The organism is Rhizobium sp. AG207R, assembly GCF_027109195.1.
Lineage (GTDB): Bacteria > Pseudomonadota > Alphaproteobacteria > Rhizobiales > Rhizobiaceae > Rhizobium > Rhizobium dioscoreae.
Genome location: NZ_JAEPVT010000006.1, coordinates 169,464 through 189,840, shown reverse-complemented (window position 1 = coordinate 189,840; position 20,377 = coordinate 169,464). Strand labels below are relative to the sequence as shown.

The following is a 20,377-nucleotide window of genomic DNA, read 5'->3' as shown; positions in this document are numbered from 1 at the left end:
CCTACCGGCGCAAGTCTCAGCGATACGGACTTTGTGACATCGGCACTCGATCAACCGATGTCCCTTGGCTCGACGTTCTGGGATCAGGCCAAGGGCGGCGCGCTGGAAAGCTTTGGATTTGGCACTGCGGCGCGCAATCTTTCGATACCTGAAGCCGCTCCACCGAGCGATGGAGGTACAGTCTCTGGCGTGCTTGGTACCATCAATCGCGCTATTGATCCCGCAGTCCTCATAAGGCGTGCGCTTGGCACGACCTATGATGGCTCAGAGCCAATGACGAAGGATCAATACGAAGCCTCGCCATCATTCCGCAAGGATATCCCGTTCCAGCAGGGCATGACACCAGATCGCGCCGCCGCTCTTGCCGAGATGGATGATGCCCGAAAAGTCCGAGAGTTCTACGGACAGAAGCGGCCCGTCACGTCGTTCATCGGCAATCTTGCCGGGTCGGCCGTTGACCCGCTCAATTACATCCCGATCGCAGGCGAAGCGGTCGTCGGCGCCAATGTGGCACGCTTTGGGCAGGTTGCGGGCCGGGCGGTATCCGGCGCTATCGATGCCGCTGGAAACGCGGCCCTTGGTGCATTGGTCACGGCGCCGACAAGAACCGAGCTTGGTGATGATACCTCATGGCAATCGACCGTTTCTCAGATCGCCATGGCTGCCCTCATCGGCGGTGCTTTCGGGGCGCTGCATGGCAAGTTCGGTCGTGACGTCTCGCCCGCCCTTAAGGCTGAGGCAGAGGATCGGCTTGCCACGCTGAACAATGTGCAGACCTCCCGGGTCGCATTGAACGATGCCATAGACGGCATGATCAACAATTCGGAGGTCAATCTCTCGCCAGCAAGCTCCGAGATGGTGGCGCGGGTTGCCGATCAGGAATTGCCGAAGGTCGTCATCAATCGCATGGCGCGTGAAGCCGAGCCGGAGACGTTCGCTCGCCTCGATGCGCTGAACAAGACCCATGATATCAATCAGGCTGAAATCGCCCGGCTTCAATCTCAGTCGCTCGACAATGCGAAGTATGGGCAGACACGCGGACAGATGATCCAGGCCGATCAGATGGCCGAGCGTTTGCAGGCTGCCGAGCAAGCGATTGCCAATGCCCCAAACGATGCTGAACGGGCGCTTGCGACGACGCGGCGGGATACAATCCGGCAACAGCTTCGTGACCATCTCTCCGGCATTGACGATAATATCGTGAAGGAAATCGAGCATATCGACGACAGCCTGGCAGCGCGGCGCGCAGCAGCCGAGCCGGTGGCAATCGAACGGGCGCAGCTTCAACAGAGGGCCGATCAGCTCTTTGCCCAGAAGCGTGACGAGTTCTGGCAGAACCGTTTCGCCCAGCCTGATCAACCTGTGATGACGGATGCTACGCCAACGCCCGGGACTGAGCAGCCGATCGATCCGACGGCGCGGCCGACAAGCGCGATTTCGCGGCCATCGGTGGACAATTCATCGCCAACAACCGAAATCGATCCTGCGGTAGTCCAAGCGGCAAAGCGCGTGGCGCGCCCGGAAGCAAGCCGAGAGATGGCCGAACAGTTCCGGGTCAATCCAGAGACCGGGGATTTCCCGGAAATGGCGGACATCGAACAGCTTCGATCCTCTGGCCGTCTGACGGAAGAGGATATGGCGGCGCTCGACGTCGCCGACGAGACGGTGAAGTCCGCAAATGCTTATAGCGAAGCTCTCAAGTCCTTCGCGGGGTGCACGATCTGATGGCTGATGATTTCAAGAATTCGGCTTGCTATGGCGCTGCCAAGGCCGCAGCAGAGGCGGCAGGCGGTGATCTTACCGACCGCGACCTTGCTGCTGCGTACAGGGCTGCCATGGAAGAGCGCGCCAAGCTCAAGGCCGCTGGCATAACCGACAATGTCGAGGATCGGATCAAGGCGAGAGCCGACGACATCGCCGAGAAGACGCGGATCGCCGCCGCCCTTCAAAAGCGCCATACAGCCTTAAACATTCTGGCGCGCGATCGGCTCGATAGCACCATTGAAGCCTTCAAGGCGGCTGGCCTCTCACCTCGTGACGCGCTGCTTGCGGTTATGGAGGGTTCGCAACAGGGCATCGCCGGCGCGCGTGATTCCGTGTTTGCCCGTCGTCTCGGCTATGAAGCCCGCTATGTCGGCGCCATGATGTCGGAAATCCAGAAGGACCGGCCGCATCTCATCCATACCTTGGCCGACAAGCGGCTATCGGATGATGTCTTTCGCGAGATGGGCGAGCTAAAGGAAGGCGGAAAGCCCGGCATCACTGGAAATGACGATGCCAAGTATCTTGCCGGCGTCTTTGCCAAGCACATCGAAGCCAGCCGGACGGAGCTGAACAAGTTCGGTGCATCGATCGGCAAGCTCGACGGTTGGGCTGGCGCTCAGGTCCATGACGACCTCAAGATGATCCAGGCTGGCAAGGACGCATGGATTGCTCGCACCGCGCCATTGCTCGATCTCAACCGGACATTCCCGGATGCATCGTCCGCCAATGACGTGAAGAGGATCCTAGGCGATATCTACGACACGATCATCACGGGCGTTCCGAACAAGGCGACGGCAAAGGAAATGGGGCAGCGGGTCAATCCCGCCAATCTGGCGAAGTCGCTCGGCAAGACCCGCGTTCTGCATTTCAAGGATGCCGAGAACGCCATCGCTTATCGCGATGCCTTTGGCTACGGCAACTCCATCTATGGCATCATGGCTCATCAGCGCCGTGCAGCAAGCATGGCGGCCCAGATGGATACCTTCGGGCCGAACCCGGAAATCATGTTCAATAGCCTTGTCGAGGCCGAGCGCCGCAAGCTGCGCGATGATCCCAGCCTTACGCCAGAACAAAAGGTCAAGGCGATCCAGAAGCTGACTACGGATGCCGGCCCGCTCAAAGGGGCGTTTGATGTCATGTCCGGGATTATCTCACGGCCTGGCAATGTCACGGCTGCCAAGGTAGGCAATGATATCCGTGCCGTCCAGAGCATGGCAAAGCTTGGCGCCGCGGTCTTGACCGCCATGCCGACGGACGTTGTCGGCGCTGCCTCTGCCTCCATGTTCCGCGGCGATGGCTTCTTCAATGGCATGGTCAAGCAGATCAGCGGTATCTTCCATGGCCGGCCAAAGCATGAGCAAGCTGAAATCTCGTATCTGTTCGGTGAAGGCTTTGACAGCATGATCGGCGAAGTCATTTCGCATGGCCTCGCCAATGATGGCCCCATCGGCAAGATGAGCAAGCTTACCGAGCAGTTCTTCAAGTGGTCCGGCCTCAACTGGTGGACCGATGTGGGCCGATCGGTGGTCGGGCGCACCGTGGCTGCTGAGATCGGCATGCGGGCGGACAAGGCATTTTCTGAGCTGCCGGCGAACTTCTCCCATGTTCTCGGGCTGCATGGCATCGATGAAACCAAGTGGAACGCCATCAGGCAGGCCACGCGGCGCGAAGTCAATGGCAGCAGCTATATCACACCGGACGCCATCCGCGATCTTCCTGATGAAGCCGTGGCTCCTGTGGTTGCCGATCGATTGGCCGGCGCCAAGACGGATGAACGCCGCGCTGAAATCCTGAACGATGGTCGGCGCGAGCTTGAGCTATCCTTGCTCCGCTATGTGGCGGATGAAACGAACTATGCCATCGTCGAGACCGACGCGGCGAGCCGGCGTATCGCATCGCTCGGTACGCGGCCTGGCACCTTTGCCGGTGAGGCGGCACGTTTCGTGATGCAGTTCAAGGGTTTCCCGATCGCCTTCTCTCAGCGGATCCTTGGCCGGGCGCTCTTTGGTGGGCGAGGGGCGACGAAATATGAGCGCATCATGAACAATGCCCCACATCTTGGGGCTCTGATCGCTGGCCTCACAGTTGCTGGCTACATGGCGATGACCATGAAGGATGCGGCCAAAGGCTATTGGCCACCACGCAATCCGCTCGATCCCAAGGTGATGACGGCAGCCCTTACACAGGGCGGCGCGCTCGGCATTTATGGCGACTTCCTGTTCGGTCAGGCCAACCGGTTCGGGCAAGGTGCTCTTGAGACGTTTTCCGGCCCAACCGTTGGCACCTTTTCTGATCTGATAAATATCCCGCTCAAGACCCGAGATCAGATGTTGAATGGCAAGCCTCTCACAACGGGCGGGGATCTGCTGAATTTCGCGATTAACAACGCGCCATACGCCAATCTTACATATGCGAGACCGGCGCTGGATTTTCTGATTTTGAATGCACTGCGAAATTGGGCGAGCCCCGGCTACGTCAACCGGCAGAACCGGCAGCGCCTTAAAGATTATGGTCAGCGCCCGCTATTGCCAGCCACAGCAATAGACCTGCCCCGATTATTATGAAAGCCCAAGTCAAAAGTGTAGTGGATACCAAGTCCTTGGCGCCTTTTTTGCCATCTACGATAAAGCCAGTGACTCCGAGAAAGACGATAATCCATGCTATTCCAAGGGGGAGAGCGAGGACGCGAGGCGGATTTTGCGCGACAATCAAGCCACCTATCAGGCCGAGACCAAGGATGGCGCCGATAAATTGGAAAAACTTCTTGGTATCATTCGTCATTATTTTTCTTGGCCACCGCAAGTGTGAGTGAGCCGCCATTCAACGATCGCCGCAATTGCGGTCTCTCGTCTAGCCTGCTGTAGCGTCGTCACCAAATCTTCATATTTACCAAAAGAACGGACAACAGCGGATTTGTAGATGTTTATTTCCTGATTGCAGCTTTCTTCAATCGCTAGCGCAACAAAGTCAGGCCGATCACAGGATATTTTGAAACGATCAATTTGTCTCATAATGCAGGCGTTGTAACCGAGCACCGCATCTTCTGGAGTCTGCAAGGTTGCCGCAGTGGCGTTCGAGACCACAAATAAAAACAATAAATAAATTGGGAGACGCAACTTCTGCACTCCATTGTTGCGGATGAATAGTCGCTCTTAAATTAAGCTTCGCGGAGTCCATCATCAAGGACGCCAAGCTAATGATTCAGTAGGCGCATAATATTTTCGCAAGTCAACAAAGGCGGTTCTTCGGAGCCGCCTTTTTCTATGGGAAAATCAAACATGACATCCATTCAGATTGACCGCACCGACGGGCTCTCTTCGAGCACGGCGATCAAGGGACCGTGCCGAGTTGCCACCACGGCCAACATCGCGCTCTATGGCGAGCAGACCATTGACGGTGTTGCTGTCGTCACTGGTGACCGCGTCCTCGTCAAGAACCAGACGGCTGGCTATGAGAACGGCATTTATGTGGCCGATACGGGCCAATGGCGCCGGTCGAAGGATTTCAACAAGACGAGGGATGTTCGCGATGGCACGGCGGTCTTCGTCAACCAAGGCCTCGCGGGCGGAAATTCCTTCTTCGTCGTGATCAGCGATGATCCGGTGATCGTCGGCACGGACACAATAACGTTTTCCCCGATCCCGTATCAGCCACTGAATGCGACACTAACCGCCTTGGCCAACATCACGCTTGGCACTGCCGGTCTAGAGACGCTTCAGGATGAAACGTATGCCGACATCCGGACAGAGCTGCTTGTCGCGACATTCGTTCCTACCCGAACGGCACTTGCTGCGCTCGATCCCACGAAAGACCAGTATGCTTATCTGACCGAAAGCGGCCGCGAAGGCTTCTTCCTCTGGAAGACTGGCGACTATTCTGCATTGGTCTCCGGCGATGCCTTGCAGGGTATTTACGTTAAGGCAACCGCCGTCGCTGCCACGGTTGGCGCATGGGTCCGCATCTATGACGCGGCCACCATCTACGCTTCTTGGTTTGGCGCAGCTTCCACGCTTTCCGATAATGCGCCGCCGATCCAGCAAGCCATCAACCACCTTCCCGTCACAGGCGGCAAGGTGATCCTGAAACGTGGGCTCTATTCCCATTCGAGCACAATATCTCTCGGCAACGGTGGGACGGGTGTGCTGTCAACCCGCAGCGGGATGCTTCTGGTTGGCGAAGGGCAGCCGCCATTGCCGAATACATGGTTCGGCGCGTTCTCGTCTGAGCCGCCTACGGCGCTGATTTACAATGGTCCGGCAGGATCTCCGCAAATCCAGATTGCAGGCCCGGTCATGGGCTGGGGCGTTCAGAACCTCTATCTTGATGGTGCTGGACTGGCATCAACGAATATTTCCGTTTCATCCGGTCAGTTCGGCGATAGCAAAAATCTGACTATGTCCGGAGCAACGGCGGCGGCTATCTCGTCGACGACGGTTGCCGTCTTCGGGTCTGTGACGAACGCTGACTCTCTCGCCAATCGATGGGATAGTTTGGCGATCAATACGGGCACCTCCGGCGTTGTTCGTGGCATCATCATTGCGGGCCGCGGCACCGATGCGATCGGCACCAACACCGATTATAATTATTTCACCAACGTCACGATCTGGAACGGAAATGCAGCCAATACGTCCGCTCAGGGCGTCTACTTCGGGGCGTCTGACAGCAACCAGTTCCATGACCTGCATCTCATCAACTTTGCCGCCGGTCAGGCTATCGTCTTCGATTATGGCGTCACTACGGGCGGCGCATGGCCCGCGTCAAACATGTTCTGGGGCGTGGATCTCGGCACGTCATCTGTGTCTAACGTCGGCACTCCTGGCAATCTTGCGCGCCCGAATGAATTTTTCGGCTCGATCGACACGAATGGTGGGAATTATCCGCGCGGCATCGCCAACCTCTATACGGCGCTCCCGCAGGAAATTTACAATACCCTTCTTACGGGCCAGACGGCGGCGATTGGTTTACAGAGCGCCTATCAGGTTCGCCAGACTGGCCTGTTCCGCGTCAGCTACTATCTGACGATCACCGCAGCGGGCACGGGGGGGACGCTTCAGTTCTACGTGAACTACAATGATGGGCAGAATGTGGGCTTCGAACAGGGATCGGCTACGCTGGCCTCGACAGGCGGCGTCCTTGCCGGATCGTTCATTTGCGAATGTGTTGCCCTCGGATCTTATGCCGCGAACGAAATTCTTAAATGGCGTGTCGCTTTCAACAGCGTAACCGGCACTCCAGCATTCAAAGTCAGGGTTGTTATTGAGCGACTTTGATCAGCCAAGTGGGAAAAGCGCGGACATAATTCCGCGCTCTCTTCTGCAGATCAGGCGCCTGGCACTGTTGCCGGGTCAGGGGCCGCGCCCGCGAACTTGTCCTTCACTTCGGCATGGAACACCCAGCCAGCGTTCTTGCTGATGAACTCAATGTTCTCAAAGCCGACGTGCTCCATCATTCCCTTGAGGGCGGCGCCGTTCGGCATGAAGAAGACCGTTCCGTCGTAGAGCGGGTTTTCCTTCGTGCCGCTCATCAGGCCACGAGGGTGAAATTCGATCATAGCGCGGTCGTTTTCGAAGTCGTCGAAGATGCCTGAGCTTTGGAAAAGCATCCGGTTCGCGCAAACACTCTTTACCTTTTCCAAGGCAAGGAGCGGATGGCGAAGGTGATAGAGAACGCCGAAGAACATCACGAGATCGAACGTTCCAAAGACGCGCGGGTTCAGGTCGTAGACCGTTGTCAGGTAGGCGTTGGCGTTGGAATCGATGGCATGCTTGATGACATTGAAGCGCTGGATTGATTCCGGCGCACTGTCGATAGCCACAACCTCTTTCGCGCCGCGACGCTCTGCCTCAAAACTGAAGAAACCTTCAGAGCAGCCGATATCAAGAACGCGCATTCCGGTCATATCTTCCGGCAAGCCGAAGTAGGGGATCTTCAGTTCTACTGGGTCGGACCAGCCTGGAGTTGCGATCGTGGGTGTTAGCTGGATCTTCTGAAACCAGTATGGATGCCGAGCGATCTCGCTCTTGACCCATTCTTCTTTGCCCGGATCGAGCTCGCTCTTCAAGACATATGACATTACGGCCTCCATTGGTAACTGAGGGTTGTCTTTGTGGTGGATGCCGAATCCTTAGTCAACCTGTAGCACAGTGTTTTCCCACGCTGTGGCAAATGAGCAATCCCCGATTCCAAGGAAATTGCATGAAACCGAAACTCGTTCCCGACTGGGGCCGGGTGCTTCGCCGTGCGTGGAGCATCCGGCTCATTGTCGTGGCTGGCATTCTGTCCGGCTGCGAAGTCGCTCTCCCGATCATCGACCAGTTCGTCTCCATCCCCCGCGGCACCTTCGCGGCGCTGACGGGCCTCGTCACCTGCGGCGCGCTGATCTCTCGCCTTGTTGCCCAAGAAAATCTGAAAGGTAACCCCGATGCCGATCAATAAGATTGTCGCGACGAAACGTGGCAAGGCTGCCATCGCCGCCGCCCTTGTCGCCGCAGCGGCCGCGGGCTGGCAGTCAACCAAGGATACTAACCCGGCAAAGCACGTCTATCCGCCGGCCGTCATCCTTGCGACTGATAAACTGATCAAGCCGTGGGAAGGGCTCGTGCTCAAGTCCCACTGGGACCCGTATGCCAAGATCTATGACATCTGCTACGGCAAGACGCGGATAAACGGCAAACCTGTCACCGCCGGCATGAGCTTCACCAAGGCTCAGTGCGACGACTTCCTTGAGCAGGAAGTCTACGAGGAATACTATCTGCCGCTCACAAAGCAGGTCCCGAAGTTTACGAGCTTCCCTGTCAGCCTGCAGGCCTCGCAGATCTCAGGCGGCTATAATTTCGGGATGGGCGCTCTCATGCGTTCCAGCGCCATGCGGGAAGCCGGGAAGGGCAACTACCGGCTGGCCTGCGAAATGCAGACCCGGTTCAATCAGGCCGGTGGCCAAGTCGTCAATGGGCTGGTGAAGCGCCGCGAAAACGGCGATGCCCAGCGGCTCGGCGAGGCCGAAACCTGCGTGAGTGGCCTCTGATGTTCGGCCTCCTCGATTACCTTAAGCTCGGAGCCGGAGCTATCGCCGGCGGCTTCCTCGTTTACGTCTTCATGAGCCTTGTCAGCATCCCAGCCGCGGAGCACCGCGCCCGTGCGGGATATGTCGAGCTCGCCGAGAAGACGACGGCCGAGGCCAAGGCGGCCGAACTGGAACGCCAGCGCAACGCCGCCTCCCAAGCCTTGGAAGAGGCCAGAAAGCGCCAGGCGGCCGATGATGCCGCCCAGCTCGCCAAAGACGCTCAAACCGATATCGAGATCGCCGACTATGAAAAGAAGCTCGCCGCTGCCAATCGCCAGTGCCTTGCTGATCCCGCTGATGTTCAGTTCCTGCAGTCTCACTGACCGGCTGGAGAAGGCGTCGTCGGCAAAGGGCGTAATAGCCGCTGGCACCAACTTGCCGCCTTTGCCTGACGACTGCCGGAAGAAAGAGCCGCATGCCTCCATCAGGGTAGGCGACGAGCTGCGCTCCGTCGTGGTGCGGGAGCGTGGCGCCCTCGATCGGGCGAACGCGCGTGTCGGGCGCTGCGAGGCGTTCTACGATGGCACCAGGGCAAATTTCGAGAGGCATCCGTGATGCCGGCACGCGTGAGCCTCGTCCTCTTCCTGCTATCGGCTGCGGCGCTCATATGCGCGATCGCCGCCGGCCTGATGTCCATCCCCCATTGAAAGAGCCGAAATGTCCCCAACAGACAGCGATCCACGCCTTCATCAGCAAATGGGGGAAGTCCTGGCAGAAGTCCGAAATCTGCGGGATGCCTTCAGGCAGTCCGAAATAAAATCGGACAACAGCAGAGCATCGATGCATCAGCGCATGGATCAATTGGTTGACCGCGTCGGCAAGGTCGAGGGCAATCTTGCCGCAGTTCAGGAAGACGTCTCAGAGATGCGGCCGGTCACTGATGACGTTAAGCGTTGGAAGCTCATGGGGCTCGGGGCGCTCGGCATGATCGGGATCGCCGGCATGGCGCTCGGGGTGTCTTTTGCCGATGCGCTCAAGCGCATAGCGATTGTCCTGCTAGGCAAGTAGGTGCCCAAATAGTAGCTTCGCTTTCTTCTCCCCGCATGAGCATTTCAGCCTTGATTCGATATCCTCGATCAGCGCGTGATGAAGCTGCCACGGCAGGGCGTCACGATCGAAGTCCTTTTCAATTCCGCAGGCCTGGCACCGAACACGGATATAGACGTGCCGTGGGCAGACATTGAGATAGCCAGGATCCCAATCGGGTATTTTCTGAAAGCGCATGGTTCAGCCTCACATAGGTTTCATCGTTCCCTGTGATGCCGCCCTGATGTTCTAACTATGTTCTGGCTTGGGATGGAGTCAAGCAACCTATCGCCACTTAGGCCCTCTGCCGTCTCTCGGCACCATCAATCGTTCGCCGTCCGTGAATTCGACGCCGATCTTGAGCTCATCGATGTGGCAGACATTCCCACGTCTCCACACCTCGCGGGCGACGAGGCCCTTTTGCTCGATGGTTTCAACCTCGATCACGTCGCCAATAATCAGTTCGGTCATTGGTCACTCTTTGCATGGTTTAGTGAAAAGGGAATAATACCCGATCGCCCCTCAATACGAGTGACGTTATTCGGATGCACGTGAATGTATCCTCCCAGCGACTTTACGTGTGCATCGAACAGCTTTGCCGCTTCAATTTCATTATCTGCTTCAACTGAGCGCGGCACGCCCTCCGGCAAAAAATCCCTGTGGTATAAATAAAACTGCATAAATCGCTCCATTTTGGGGGCGCTACGTTTCCACCGTCCCGTTGCCTTCCTGAAGGGCTGCATCGATCATTTCTCTGTAGGTGCGCACAGCTTGAAGCCGGATGGATGCGTTCAACCTCTCTGCCAATGCTCTCGCTCTCTCAGTCGGCGCCAAGTCTGGGCGTGATTTCCCCTGTGAACTAACCATCGCTTCGCTCGGCTCGCGCATAGCCTCGATGGCAGCCCTGGCGCGTTCTTCCATAACCGTCATGGTCAGAGCTTCCATTTCACCAATGTCACGTGGAAATCTGCGGACAACGACGATCTCTGGTTCATCATCATTTCCATAGCGGCAGATCTCGATAGGAAAACCTTCGACCCTATCTGATGTCCAATCGTTGAAGCGTGACCAAAGCGCCACGTTCGCTATCGCCCATCCTACGCGCTCAATCATCGTCATATGTGGTCTCCTTCAATAGGCGGCTGCGAGGGGAGCAAAGCTAGGATGATAATGATTCCAACGGGATTTTGGAGGGGTAATTCCATCCTAAGTTATTGAAATCAGTATCTTAGTTGACCTCCTCCGGGCCCACCATTTGTTCCAGCTTGCAAAACTACGATGATCTCTCCGATGCGACTGTCCAAGCGATGCAAGATCGCTTCAACAACCTGTCAACACTATTCCGGCTAGTCCCTGGTCGCGTTAGGTCTTCCCCGCTTCCGTGCCTGCGGCGGTTGCCAATAGACTGCCGAATCCGGAGCCGCATCTCTTCTGAAGGCTCGGTTCTCCTACGCTACGTCGAAGCCCGCGTGGAACACAACCGTCCCTTTTGGGGTTGGTCCCTTGAACATGATCCGCTGAAAATACTCGACCGGTACGTCAGCGTAATGAAGGGTTCCGTCGCTCGTGAAGCCGAAACGGCTGTAGTAGCGGGGATTACCCAGAACCACGCAGCCATTGGCGCCGCGCTCTCTCAGCCGCGCCAGTCCGTTTTCAATCAGAGCCTTTCCGATGCCTTTGCCCTGTCGGTCGGGGCGGACGGATACCGGGCCAAGGCCGAACCACTCTTCGGCTCCGGATTCGATTGTCACGGGCGAGAAGGCCACGTGACCGACGATCTCATCGTTCTCCACGGCGACGATGGAAAGGGTCAGCGCACCGGCCGTTCGCAGCGCATCGATGATTGCCGCCTCGGTGCCGGAACTATAGTTCTTTCCTTCAAAGGCAGCAGAGGTGATTGCATGAATAGTGTCGATATCTTTGGCTTCTTCTGCGCGAATGTGGGTCAACGATATTGCCATTCAAACCCCCGACTTTTTCAGACCTTCGCGATATGGATCCCTGTGTCGTTGCTCTTTGCTCGGGATGAGTGACGGCCATCTATCTACATCGAAATTGGGATTGGCCTCGCGCACGCATTGTGCGAGCGTGCGCGCCTCGTCCTGATGTCTCAGCATCGCCAAGCTTGCCGCGGCGAGCCTGTCTGCGAGGCTGGGATCGATCATCCGGCTGATATAGTCGAGCGCACCGACGAGATATTGATGGTCGGCGTCGGGGTTGTCCTCAAAATAGGCACGCGCCGTCTCGTGCCGCTCGACTTCCGCGGCGGCGGCGAGCACGATCTGCCTTGAGATTTCGCGCTTATTGCGCGCAAGATCAAGCGTGCCGAAATTGAAGCGCTCTGCCCACAGGATCTCGCTACCCGGCAGGGAGACGAGTTGTGTGAGGAGCGAAAGGTCGTCATCCGGCCCGCTCAATCGGGTTTCCAGGACATAGTTGATGTCATATCGCTCGAAAAGCGCGCCTTTATCCTCGGCTTGGCGGCCGATCTGGATAGCGGAGTAGGGGGCAACCACTCGCAGGCTGTGCAAGGCGCAAAAGCCGAGAGTGATGTCTTCTATGAGCGAGGAGGCGATCATGGTCGCGATACCATCGGAGCCGTCGTTGTCTGGCGGCAGCAAGGCGAGGCGAGGGATGGGCAAGACAGGCTGCGTGGCAGTATCCTGCTCGGATATGGCCGGCGAATGCGCCGGAGCAACTGGTGTCGGAGAGCGGGGCGATGCCGCCAGGGTTGCCAGCCAAGGCGAGACAAGATCCTTGCGACGCGCGAATATGCGCTTTAGCTGGTCGACGCCGCCTTCGGCGTCAAACGCCTTCAGCAATATACGGCGTGTGGTCTCGTCTTGCGGTTCGGCTTCAAAAAGAAGGAGGGCGGCCTCCTTGATAAGCGCGATATCGCCGGACGACGCGATTGAAGTCGTCACCGCAGCATCCAGCGCTTCCTTTAACATGGCGAGGTGTCGCCTTCTTTCGCTCTCTCGCCAATCGATGAACGCTCGGGTTTGGCAGTTGGCTCTCTCCAGGAATTTTAACTGCGAGCGCTCCATCAAGGTGCGGAGATGCTCGGCTGGATTCCCAGTCGTGCTTACCCGCGTCAAGACAATATCGCTCGTGAACGAGCCATTTGCGATGTGAATGTCGGTATCATCAAAGGTCAGAAGTTCGACGTTCAAGTCCCATTGCCGGCTCTTGATACGGGAAACGAGCTTGCGAAGGTTTGTCAGCGAATTCGCCAAGTCACCTTCACCCCAAAGAAATCGCGCCATGTTTGTTCTGCTGACGGACTTGCTGTCACTCGCGAGCAAATAGGCAATAATCAGAAGCGCCTTCTTCGGAAACGCTATTTGGTGTTCGTCGCTATCCAGAAGAGCGATTTCACCAAAAGTTCTGAGTAAAAATTTCATCGCGCCTTCTATATTGTCTCAGATATATAATGGCCGTCGTCCTTCGGCGACCCGACCGGATAAACGCCGAAACGACAGTGGAGTCGCTTATATATTTCTGATGCAAGGCATGAATATTTGCAAATTAACTATTCTCTTGCCTCTATTTTGAAAGTTATTGTTGCACAAAAGCTTGGTTTTCGGCTCCATTTCCGTGGAGCGCCGTAAGGCCGTTTCACATCGGGCCTGCGGAGAGACGCTTCAGCTCGGTTGAGCGATATCTTCCTCGGTGAGGGCTGGGCGATCGGAGAATGGATCGCTGCTGCAAGGCTCGGAGATTTGCGGATTTTCACGTGCTCGCTCGCGGCAGGACCGTTGAATACAGGCTTGCATTGTTGCCGCCGTGCTGTCCGTCATCGAGATCGTGCGCCATATACTTTGGTATAATGGCGGTGCACCATCGCCTGATTGACCGCTCTCGGTGGCTGTGACAATACGGCCATGTCTTCGCAACGCAATGCGAAGGCTAACGAAACCAACAGATCAAGAAACCAATGGACAGCTACCCTAGTCGCTGTCCGGTTGCGGCGTCATGCTGCACCCGGACGGTCATCGCAACAACCTGGACCGCTGCCGGCATTCGCCGGGCGAGCGTCGGTCGGGCCTAGCCTGTCCGGCTCGCCCTTCGGATCTGCCGTCAGGTGGGCCGAAGAGGTAAGCCATGAACAACATCGTTCTTTTCCGCGAACGCAGGTTCGCAGCCAAGTTTTCCGCCCCGAACACTTTCGCGATTTCGGCCGGCAGCCGTCCGGCTGAGCGCTCCGTGCCGCCGCAGCGTCCGCGCCTGATTGCCATCTGGCACATCAATTCCCTTACGGGAAAGCTCGAGTGCTTCTGGACGACAGAAGGCGAGCCGGTCCTCGACGAGGATGGCAGCCGTCACGCGGCCTAAGTGTCCTTTCTTAAACAAGCGCACCGGTGGCGTCGCGAATGCGGCGCCATACCGACCGCGCCCTGGCCGATGACATCCTGTTTCAAAGGGTTATGACATGGTTTTTCTTGCAAACGACCGACGCGAGCGTAGCGCCGTTGCTGCGTTGGCCGGTTCGCGTATTCTGCCGAATGGCTATGATCTCGCCGCATTCGCCTTCATTGCCGCTGCCGCCTATCTCACACTTCACGGTGTAGCCGAGATGCGCGCACCGCTGGCGAGCCTGTCCACGGCACCGCTGTCGCTCGACCCGGCCTATCTGCCTGAATATGCGTTGCGGACGACCTTGCGGATGATGGCGGCAATCGTTGCCTCCCTCATCTTCACCTTCGTCGTCGCAACGCTAGCCGCAAAGAGCCGCCGCGCCGAGAAGATCATCATTCCGGCTCTCGACATTCTGCAATCCGTCCCAGTGCTCGGCTTTCTGACCTTCACCGTCACCTTCTTCATGGGACTTTTCCCCGGAAGCCAGCTTGGTGCGGAATGTGCTTCGATCTTTGCGATCTTTACCAGCCAGGCGTGGAACATGGCCTTCTCCTTTTATCAGTCGCTGCGGACGGTTCCGCGCGATCTCGATGAGGTCAGCCGCGGTTTCGGCCTGTCGAGCTGGCAGCGCTTCTGGCGGCTGGAGGCTCCCTTTGCTGCGCCCGGCCTCGTCTGGAACACGATGATGTCGATGTCCGGCGGCTGGTTCTTCGTGGTTGCTTCCGAAGCGATCACGGTCGGCGATACTACCGTGCAGCTTCCCGGGCTCGGCTCATGGCTGGCGGTTGCCATCGACAAGCAGGATTTCGCCGCCGTAAGCTGGGCTGTATTTGCCATGGCGGTCGTCATCCTTCTTTACGATCAGCTGCTTTTCCGCCCGATCGTCGCCTGGGCAGACAAGTTTCGCTTCGAGCAGACAGCCGGGCAGCAGAAGCCGCGCTCCTGGGTCTATTCGCTGATCCGCCGCACGCGTCTCCTGAAGTACGTGATCACACCTTTGGCCGCTGCATGGGGTAGGCTGATGCTCGTGCGGCTGCTGCCGACGTCGCGTACGGTTGCAAAAGAGCGAGGCGGGCAGCAAGCCGTCGGCTGGGCCATCGATATCGCCTGGTATGCGCTGATCGCCGTCGTCGGTGCCTGGAGTATCTGGGATGCGGTTTCCTATCTCAGCCAGACGCTCTCCTGGGGCGATGTCTGGATTGCTTTTGCCGGCGGGTTTGTAACGCTCGTTCGCGTTGTCGTTCTTATTGCGGTCGCCAGTGTCATCTGGGTTCCGATCGGAGTCTGGATCGGCCTGCGGCCTGCGGTTGCTGAGCGTGTTCAGCCTCTGGCACAGTTCCTGGCGGCGTTTCCGGCAAATGTGCTCTTTCCTGTGGCGGTGGTTGCGATCGTTGCGACGGGTGCTAGCCCGAACGTCTGGCTGTCGCCGCTGATGGTCCTCGGCACACAATGGTACATCCTATTCAACGTGATTGCCGGCGCGAGTGCATTTCCCACCGATCTGCGGGAGGCATCCTCGGTCTATCGGCTGCGCTCATGGACATGGTGGCGGCGCGTGATGCTGCCGGGAATATTCCCTTACTACGTAACGGGAGCGCTGACGGCGTCCGGCGGTTCATGGAACGCCAGCATCGTCGCTGAACTAGCAAGCTGGGGCAACACGAAACTCGAAGCCTTCGGACTTGGATCATACATCGCGAAGGCGACAGAAGCAGGCGATTTTCCGCGGGTCATCCTCGGCATCGTTGTCATGTCGATCTTTGTGACACTCTTCAACAGAACGCTCTGGCGGCCGCTCTACGTTTTCGCCGAACGCCGCATGCGCCTCGATTAATTCAAGATCGGAGAACCGAATATGGAAAACGCTGTCATCTCCAGGAAGACCGATATTGCAAGGAATGCGCCGTTGGTTTTCGCCAAGCAGGTGTGCCAGGCCTACGACAAGGGAGCGTCCGGCTCGCTCGTCGTACTCGAAAATGTCGATCTTCAGCTTTATCCCAATGAAATCGTTGGATTGCTCGGCCGTTCCGGCTCCGGCAAGTCCACGCTGCTGCGTGCGATTGCCGGCCTGATCCGCCCGAGCAGAGGGGACATTACCTTCGAAGGCCGGCCGGTCGTCGGCCCCAACTCCGATGTTGCCGTGGTCTTCCAGAGCTTCGCGCTCTTTCCCTGGCTGACCGTGCTGCAAAACGTTGAGCTAGGTCTGGAAGCGCAAGGTGTTGCGTCGTCCGAGCGGCGCAAGCGAGCGCTCGCTGCCATCGATCTCATCGGCCTCGACGGTTTCGAAAGCGCCTATCCGAAGGAGCTGTCGGGCGGCATGCGCCAGCGTGTCGGTCTTGCGCGGGCACTCGTCGTCCGGCCAAAGGTTCTGCTGATGGACGAACCCTTTTCGGCGCTCGACGTGCTGACGGCGGAAACGCTTCGCACGGATCTGCTCGATCTGTGGTGCGAGGGTCGGATGCCGATCGAGTCGGTTCTGATGGTGACCCACAATATCGAAGAAGCGGTGCTGATGTGCGACCGCATCCTGATCTTCGGATCGAATCCCGGCCGTGTGATTGCGGAGATCCATGTCGATCTGCCGCAGCCGCGCAACCGTCTCGATCCTGCCTTCCGCATGCTGGTCGAAGACATTTATGCGCGGATGACGGTGAAGACCGGTGCACCGACGCGCGAGGGCCTTTTTCCCGGCACCGGCATTGCCATGGCTCTGCCGCGCGTGTCGACCAACCTTATGTCCGGTCTGATCGAAACGGTCGCCGCTGAGCCCTATCGAGGGCAGGCCGATCTGCCGCCGCTGGCCACCCATCTGCATCTCGGCATCGATGACCTCTTTCCGGTCGCGGAAACGCTTCAACTGCTGCGTTTTGCCGATCTGGAAGGGGGCGACATCAAGCTGACGGCGCCGGGCTTACGCTTCTCCGATAGCGATGTCGACGAACGCAAGAAGCTTTTCGAGCAGCATCTGGCGACCTATGTGCCGCTGGCTGCTCACATTCGCCGCGTGCTCGACGAGCGGCCGACCCACCGCGCGCCTGCCCGGCGCTTCCGCGATGAGCTGGAGGATTACATGTCCGAGGATTATGCCGACACCACCCTCAAGGCTGTTACGAACTGGGCCCGCTATGCGGAATATTTCGCCTATGACGAAAATGCCGATCTGTTCACGCTGGAAAACCCAAGTTGAAACCTTCAGCCGAAGCGAATGTGAAAGGGTTGCCGCCGGCTGAGGCGGTGGCCGGTCCCCTTATATTTCTGGATTTGATAGGCCGCCACGGCAGAGCTTAGCGCATGAGATCCGGCAGATCGCCGCTTTGGCGGTCTGAGGTCGCGCGGCCTGTCTGGCTGCGGGACGGATTGACGTGCGCAGAGACAACGAAGAACTCGGCCGTTTCCTGGAAGCGCTCAACAGGAACAAGCCAAATAGGCCGGGCAAGGAAAAGCGCCGCCTATCCCACATTGTCAAGCGCTTCGGCGGGCGGGTAGCACGGCTGAAGGATTTTATCGGTCTCCTATATATGATGGCGCTTCTCTGGGGTGCGCATTGGCTTATGCGGATGGCTACACGCTTGTTCTTCAATGGATTTTTGTCTGCCAGCAGGACGCGCACGCTTCTCCGCTGGGCAGCGGGTCTCAACAGGGCGAGCCTTGTCGTTCTTCGGCGCAGCCAGCGCCGGCGTCTCGTCAGCCGCTATGCCGGAAACGATAACAATGACCGCCGCGCTTGATCAGGCCGCCGTCTCCTCGAGTGCGGCACCGGTATCTGACGCTGTTTGCAACGGGCGAACATGTGCGGGCCCAAGCTCTCGTCAGCTGCGGGGAATGTCATGCGAGACGAAAGTCAAAGAGTGCGGCTGTTGTCTTGGCGCTTCGGGTCAGGCAGTTTGCAGCTTCCGCACGCAATGCTGCGGAAATGGTGATGCAGGGATGCAAGGGATGAGGCGCGAATTTCTGAAATACCTCTTCGAAATGCCCTTTCTTTGGCTCGGCATTATGATCCTCGCCGGTCTCATTTTCATCGGCGATACCATCACGGATCTGGAGATCGCCTTTGCCGTTCTTTATGTCTCGGTAATCTTGCTGGCGGTCTATTCCGGTCGACCCGGAGCTATCGCGATGGTCGGGATTGCATGTGCCGCCCTGACCGTCATCAGCTATTTTTTGACGAGCCATGGCGCCTCTCAGGCCGGCCTGATCAACAGTACGCTTAGTCTGGTCGCGATCGGTGCGACCACTTACCTGGCAATCAGGATCGAAATGCTCGATGCCAGGGCGAGGCAGGCACAATCGGAGCTCGCGCGCATGTCGCGTCTCATGATCGTCGGTGAGTTGGGTACGTCGGTAGCCCATGAGGTCAGCCAGCCGATCACTGCAATTGCCGCCAACGGCAATGCCGCGCTTCGATGGCTTTCTGCAACACCGGCCGATCACGACGAAGCCCGCCGCGCCATCGAGCGAATTGTCGCGGATGCCGGGCGAGCAGGCGATGTCATTGGCCGTGTCCGTGGACTGGTGGCGCGCTCGTCGCCGTCTAGCGACACGATCGATCTGGCCGAAGCCATCAATGATGTGCTGGAACTCGTCCGCAGCGAAATCCGTCGGAATCAGATCCTGTTCCGTTCGGAATTGGCGGGCGATCTGCCGTTGATGGTTGGCGATCGTGTCCAGCTTCAACAGGTGCTTCTCAATCTCGTCATGAATGCGATCGAAGCTCTGGCTGAGGTCGATGCAGGAACGCGCGAGTTGCTCGTCAGCGCCGCCGCGGATGAACGGAAGGTGACCGTCAGCGTACGCGATACCGGTGGCGGCATGCCGGCCGAAATGCTCGACAGGATATTCGAAGCCTTCTACACGACGAAGCCGAAAGGCATGGGGATGGGGCTTGCTATCAGCCGGTCCATCATCGAGGCGCATGGCGGGGCCATTTATGCGGCGCCGAATTTTCCGCACGGAGCCGTCTTCGGTTTCACCTTGCCGCTCGGCGGAAAGGCAAAGGGATAGGGAATGCAGGGACGGCAGCCGACCGTTTACGTCATCGACGATGATCCATCCGTACGCGATGGACTCGACAGTCTATTGCGCTCCGTCGGCTATGATACGCATGGCTTTGCGTCGCCGCGGGATTTCTTGGCGTCTCCTCGGTCTGAAGGGCCAGCTTGCATCGTCCTGGACGTCAGGATGCCGGATGCGAGCGGGCTTGACTTTCAGGATGAACTTGCCCGGGCGGGTTATACGATCCCGATCATTTTCCTCACCGGACACGGCGATGTGCCGATGTCCGTCAGGGCGATGAAAGCCGGCGCGGTTGAGTTTCTTCTAAAGCCGTTCCGGGAACAGGATCTGCTCGACGCCATCAGGCAGGCGCTCGAAATTGATCGCGCCCGCCTGCGCAAGCAGGCGGCGGAGGTTGATCTTCACGAGCGGTTTTCAACGCTCACGTCGCGCGAACGTGAGGTGATGGCGCTCGTTGCGCGAGGCCTCCTGAACAAGCAGATCGCCGCCGAGATCGGCCTCAGCGAAATCACCGTAAAGGTCCATCGCGGTCAGGCCATGCGCAAGATGCGGGCCGACTCCGTTGCCGATCTCATTCGGATGGCAGATAACCTCGGCCTCACAGACGGTAAAGCCAACGATACAGCGCCTGGGCTCCGCTAAACTTAGCGCATTTACCCCAGTCGCAAGGATTTCATGGCTTGCAAATGCGGTGGCACCGGGTTGTGGATTCAATCCTGCGAAACCGTGGGCGTTCCCTGGTGAAAGATCATCTGCCATCGCCCATCGATGCGCTGCCAGATCGAGCTCCGTAAAGTATGCCGCTCCTGGCCATTCTCTCGAGCCTCTCGGATGCTTCGATAAGTGACGAGGACGGCATCCGGTGAGATCGATCGAAAGACATAGTCGCGGGAAATAATGGGCGGAGCGGCTTCTTCCGATTTTTCTGCGGCCAGACAGGCGATTAGTTCATCTCTATCGTCATAGACCGTTCCGGAGCTGCCGAATTCAACGAAGCCTTCCGCCAATAGTTCCGCCACGATCGCCGGCGATTGCCGGATTTGAGGGAGATGCAGCTTCTGCTCCAGTAGGCGGATCTCTTCAAGCTCGTGTTGGGAGACGTCCATGGTCTCGGCAACCTCCATTGGGTGTTGATGCTCGGCTGCAATGGGC

The 20,377-nt window shown here is 58.1% G+C and carries 23 protein-coding genes; 15 read left to right on the top strand and 8 right to left on the bottom strand.

Annotated features, from left to right (window positions below):
* The first annotated feature begins 57 nt into the window (after positions 1 to 57).
* Together JJQ51_RS15895 and JJQ51_RS15890 are read left to right on the top strand one after the other, a co-directional pair.
* The gene (locus JJQ51_RS15895; protein ID WP_269244884.1) at positions 58 to 1,725 is read left to right on the top strand and encodes a hypothetical protein; all 1,668 of its coding nucleotides are present in this window, start codon (positions 58 to 60) and stop codon (positions 1,723 to 1,725) included.
* Positions 1,725 to 4,328 carry a hypothetical protein gene (locus tag JJQ51_RS15890; protein ID WP_269244883.1) on the top strand — a complete coding sequence of 868 codons (2,604 nt, stop codon included), beginning with the start codon at positions 1,725 to 1,727 and terminating at the stop codon, positions 4,326 to 4,328. Before JJQ51_RS15895 ends, JJQ51_RS15890 begins: the two co-directional genes overlap by 1 nt.
* A 216-nt stretch (positions 4,329 to 4,544) precedes the next feature.
* Here the strand turns inward: JJQ51_RS15890 and JJQ51_RS15885 are convergent, their stop codons facing one another.
* Entirely contained in the window at positions 4,545 to 4,880 is a 336-nt protein-coding gene (locus JJQ51_RS15885) for a hypothetical protein (RefSeq protein WP_269244882.1), read from the bottom strand.
* Positions 4,881 to 5,042: 162 nt separating this feature from the next.
* Here JJQ51_RS15885 and JJQ51_RS15880 point away from each other — a divergent pair, with 162 nt between their 5' ends.
* Positions 5,043 to 7,034: a hypothetical protein gene (locus JJQ51_RS15880; protein WP_269244881.1), complete on the top strand. Its 1,992-nt coding sequence runs from the start codon at positions 5,043 to 5,045 to the stop codon at positions 7,032 to 7,034.
* Between the two features lie 50 nt (positions 7,035 to 7,084).
* On the opposite strand, the gene JJQ51_RS15875 is transcribed toward JJQ51_RS15880, so the two are convergent.
* Positions 7,085 to 7,825 (bottom strand): DUF1698 domain-containing protein, encoded by a 741-nt coding sequence (locus JJQ51_RS15875; protein ID WP_269244880.1) that lies wholly within the window; start codon positions 7,823 to 7,825, stop codon positions 7,085 to 7,087.
* Between the two features lie 134 nt (positions 7,826 to 7,959).
* Here JJQ51_RS15875 and JJQ51_RS15870 point away from each other — a divergent pair, with 134 nt between their 5' ends.
* From JJQ51_RS15870 to JJQ51_RS15850, 5 genes are all read left to right on the top strand, one after another.
* The gene (locus JJQ51_RS15870) at positions 7,960 to 8,199 is read left to right on the top strand and encodes a DUF7940 domain-containing protein (RefSeq protein ID WP_269244879.1); all 240 of its coding nucleotides are present in this window, start codon (positions 7,960 to 7,962) and stop codon (positions 8,197 to 8,199) included.
* Positions 8,186 to 8,788 carry a lysozyme gene (locus JJQ51_RS15865; RefSeq protein ID WP_269244878.1) on the top strand — a complete coding sequence of 201 codons (603 nt, stop codon included), beginning with the start codon at positions 8,186 to 8,188 and terminating at the stop codon, positions 8,786 to 8,788. Before JJQ51_RS15870 ends, JJQ51_RS15865 begins: the two co-directional genes overlap by 14 nt.
* The gene (locus JJQ51_RS15860; protein WP_269244877.1) at positions 8,788 to 9,150 is read left to right on the top strand and encodes a hypothetical protein; all 363 of its coding nucleotides are present in this window, start codon (positions 8,788 to 8,790) and stop codon (positions 9,148 to 9,150) included. The genes JJQ51_RS15865 and JJQ51_RS15860 overlap by 1 nt, the downstream gene beginning before the upstream one ends.
* The gene (locus JJQ51_RS15855; RefSeq protein ID WP_269244876.1) at positions 9,125 to 9,382 is read left to right on the top strand and encodes a hypothetical protein; all 258 of its coding nucleotides are present in this window, start codon (positions 9,125 to 9,127) and stop codon (positions 9,380 to 9,382) included. The genes JJQ51_RS15860 and JJQ51_RS15855 overlap by 26 nt, the downstream gene beginning before the upstream one ends.
* Before the next feature lie 102 nt (positions 9,383 to 9,484).
* On the top strand, positions 9,485 to 9,835 hold the full coding sequence (locus JJQ51_RS15850; RefSeq protein WP_269244875.1) for a DUF1515 family protein: 351 nt from the start codon (positions 9,485 to 9,487) through the stop codon (positions 9,833 to 9,835).
* Positions 9,836 to 10,138: 303 nt separating this feature from the next.
* Here the strand turns inward: JJQ51_RS15850 and JJQ51_RS15845 are convergent, their stop codons facing one another.
* From JJQ51_RS15845 to JJQ51_RS15825, 5 genes are all read right to left on the bottom strand, one after another.
* On the bottom strand, positions 10,139 to 10,324 hold the full coding sequence (locus tag JJQ51_RS15845; RefSeq protein WP_269244874.1) for a hypothetical protein: 186 nt from the start codon (positions 10,322 to 10,324) through the stop codon (positions 10,139 to 10,141).
* Positions 10,321 to 10,533, bottom strand: a complete 213-nt coding sequence (locus JJQ51_RS15840) for a hypothetical protein (protein ID WP_269244873.1) — start codon at positions 10,531 to 10,533, stop codon at positions 10,321 to 10,323. The genes JJQ51_RS15845 and JJQ51_RS15840 overlap by 4 nt, the downstream gene beginning before the upstream one ends.
* 22 nt (positions 10,534 to 10,555) lie before the next feature.
* Positions 10,556 to 10,972, bottom strand: coding sequence for a hypothetical protein (locus JJQ51_RS15835; RefSeq protein WP_269244872.1), 417 nt, complete (start codon positions 10,970 to 10,972; stop codon positions 10,556 to 10,558).
* Between the two features lie 329 nt (positions 10,973 to 11,301).
* A complete protein-coding gene (locus JJQ51_RS15830; RefSeq protein ID WP_113351910.1) occupies positions 11,302 to 11,814 on the bottom strand; it encodes a GNAT family N-acetyltransferase in 513 nt (170 codons plus the stop codon).
* A complete protein-coding gene (locus tag JJQ51_RS15825; RefSeq protein ID WP_152092639.1) occupies positions 11,815 to 12,777 on the bottom strand; it encodes a hypothetical protein in 963 nt (320 codons plus the stop codon).
* Positions 12,778 to 12,912: 135 nt separating this feature from the next.
* Here JJQ51_RS15825 and JJQ51_RS15820 point away from each other — a divergent pair, with 135 nt between their 5' ends.
* The 7 genes from JJQ51_RS15820 (at position 12,913) to JJQ51_RS15790 (ending at position 19,867) form a co-directional block, all read left to right on the top strand.
* Positions 12,913 to 13,248: a hypothetical protein gene (locus tag JJQ51_RS15820; protein WP_145316615.1), complete on the top strand. Its 336-nt coding sequence runs from the start codon at positions 12,913 to 12,915 to the stop codon at positions 13,246 to 13,248.
* Between the two features lie 709 nt (positions 13,249 to 13,957).
* On the top strand, positions 13,958 to 14,188 hold the full coding sequence (locus JJQ51_RS15815) for a hypothetical protein (RefSeq protein ID WP_113332296.1): 231 nt from the start codon (positions 13,958 to 13,960) through the stop codon (positions 14,186 to 14,188).
* Positions 14,189 to 14,285: 97 nt separating this feature from the next.
* Positions 14,286 to 16,046 carry an ABC transporter permease gene (locus JJQ51_RS15810; protein ID WP_152092640.1) on the top strand — a complete coding sequence of 587 codons (1,761 nt, stop codon included), beginning with the start codon at positions 14,286 to 14,288 and terminating at the stop codon, positions 16,044 to 16,046.
* A 21-nt stretch (positions 16,047 to 16,067) separates the two neighbouring features.
* Positions 16,068 to 17,399, top strand: a complete 1,332-nt coding sequence (locus JJQ51_RS15805; RefSeq protein ID WP_113351913.1) for an ABC transporter ATP-binding protein — start codon at positions 16,068 to 16,070, stop codon at positions 17,397 to 17,399.
* 175 nt (positions 17,400 to 17,574) lie between these two features.
* Positions 17,575 to 17,940, top strand: coding sequence for a hypothetical protein (locus tag JJQ51_RS15800; protein WP_113351914.1), 366 nt, complete (start codon positions 17,575 to 17,577; stop codon positions 17,938 to 17,940).
* A gap of 208 nt (positions 17,941 to 18,148) precedes the next feature.
* Positions 18,149 to 19,213 carry a sensor histidine kinase gene (locus JJQ51_RS15795; RefSeq protein WP_113351915.1) on the top strand — a complete coding sequence of 355 codons (1,065 nt, stop codon included), beginning with the start codon at positions 18,149 to 18,151 and terminating at the stop codon, positions 19,211 to 19,213.
* Positions 19,214 to 19,216: 3 nt separating this feature from the next.
* Positions 19,217 to 19,867, top strand: coding sequence for a response regulator transcription factor (locus tag JJQ51_RS15790; RefSeq protein WP_113351916.1), 651 nt, complete (start codon positions 19,217 to 19,219; stop codon positions 19,865 to 19,867).
* A 68-nt stretch (positions 19,868 to 19,935) separates the two neighbouring features.
* Here the strand turns inward: JJQ51_RS15790 and JJQ51_RS15785 are convergent, their stop codons facing one another.
* Positions 19,936 to 20,331, bottom strand: a complete 396-nt coding sequence (locus JJQ51_RS15785; RefSeq protein WP_162748793.1) for a nuclear transport factor 2 family protein — start codon at positions 20,329 to 20,331, stop codon at positions 19,936 to 19,938.
* Positions 20,332 to 20,377: the final 46 nt, after the last annotated feature.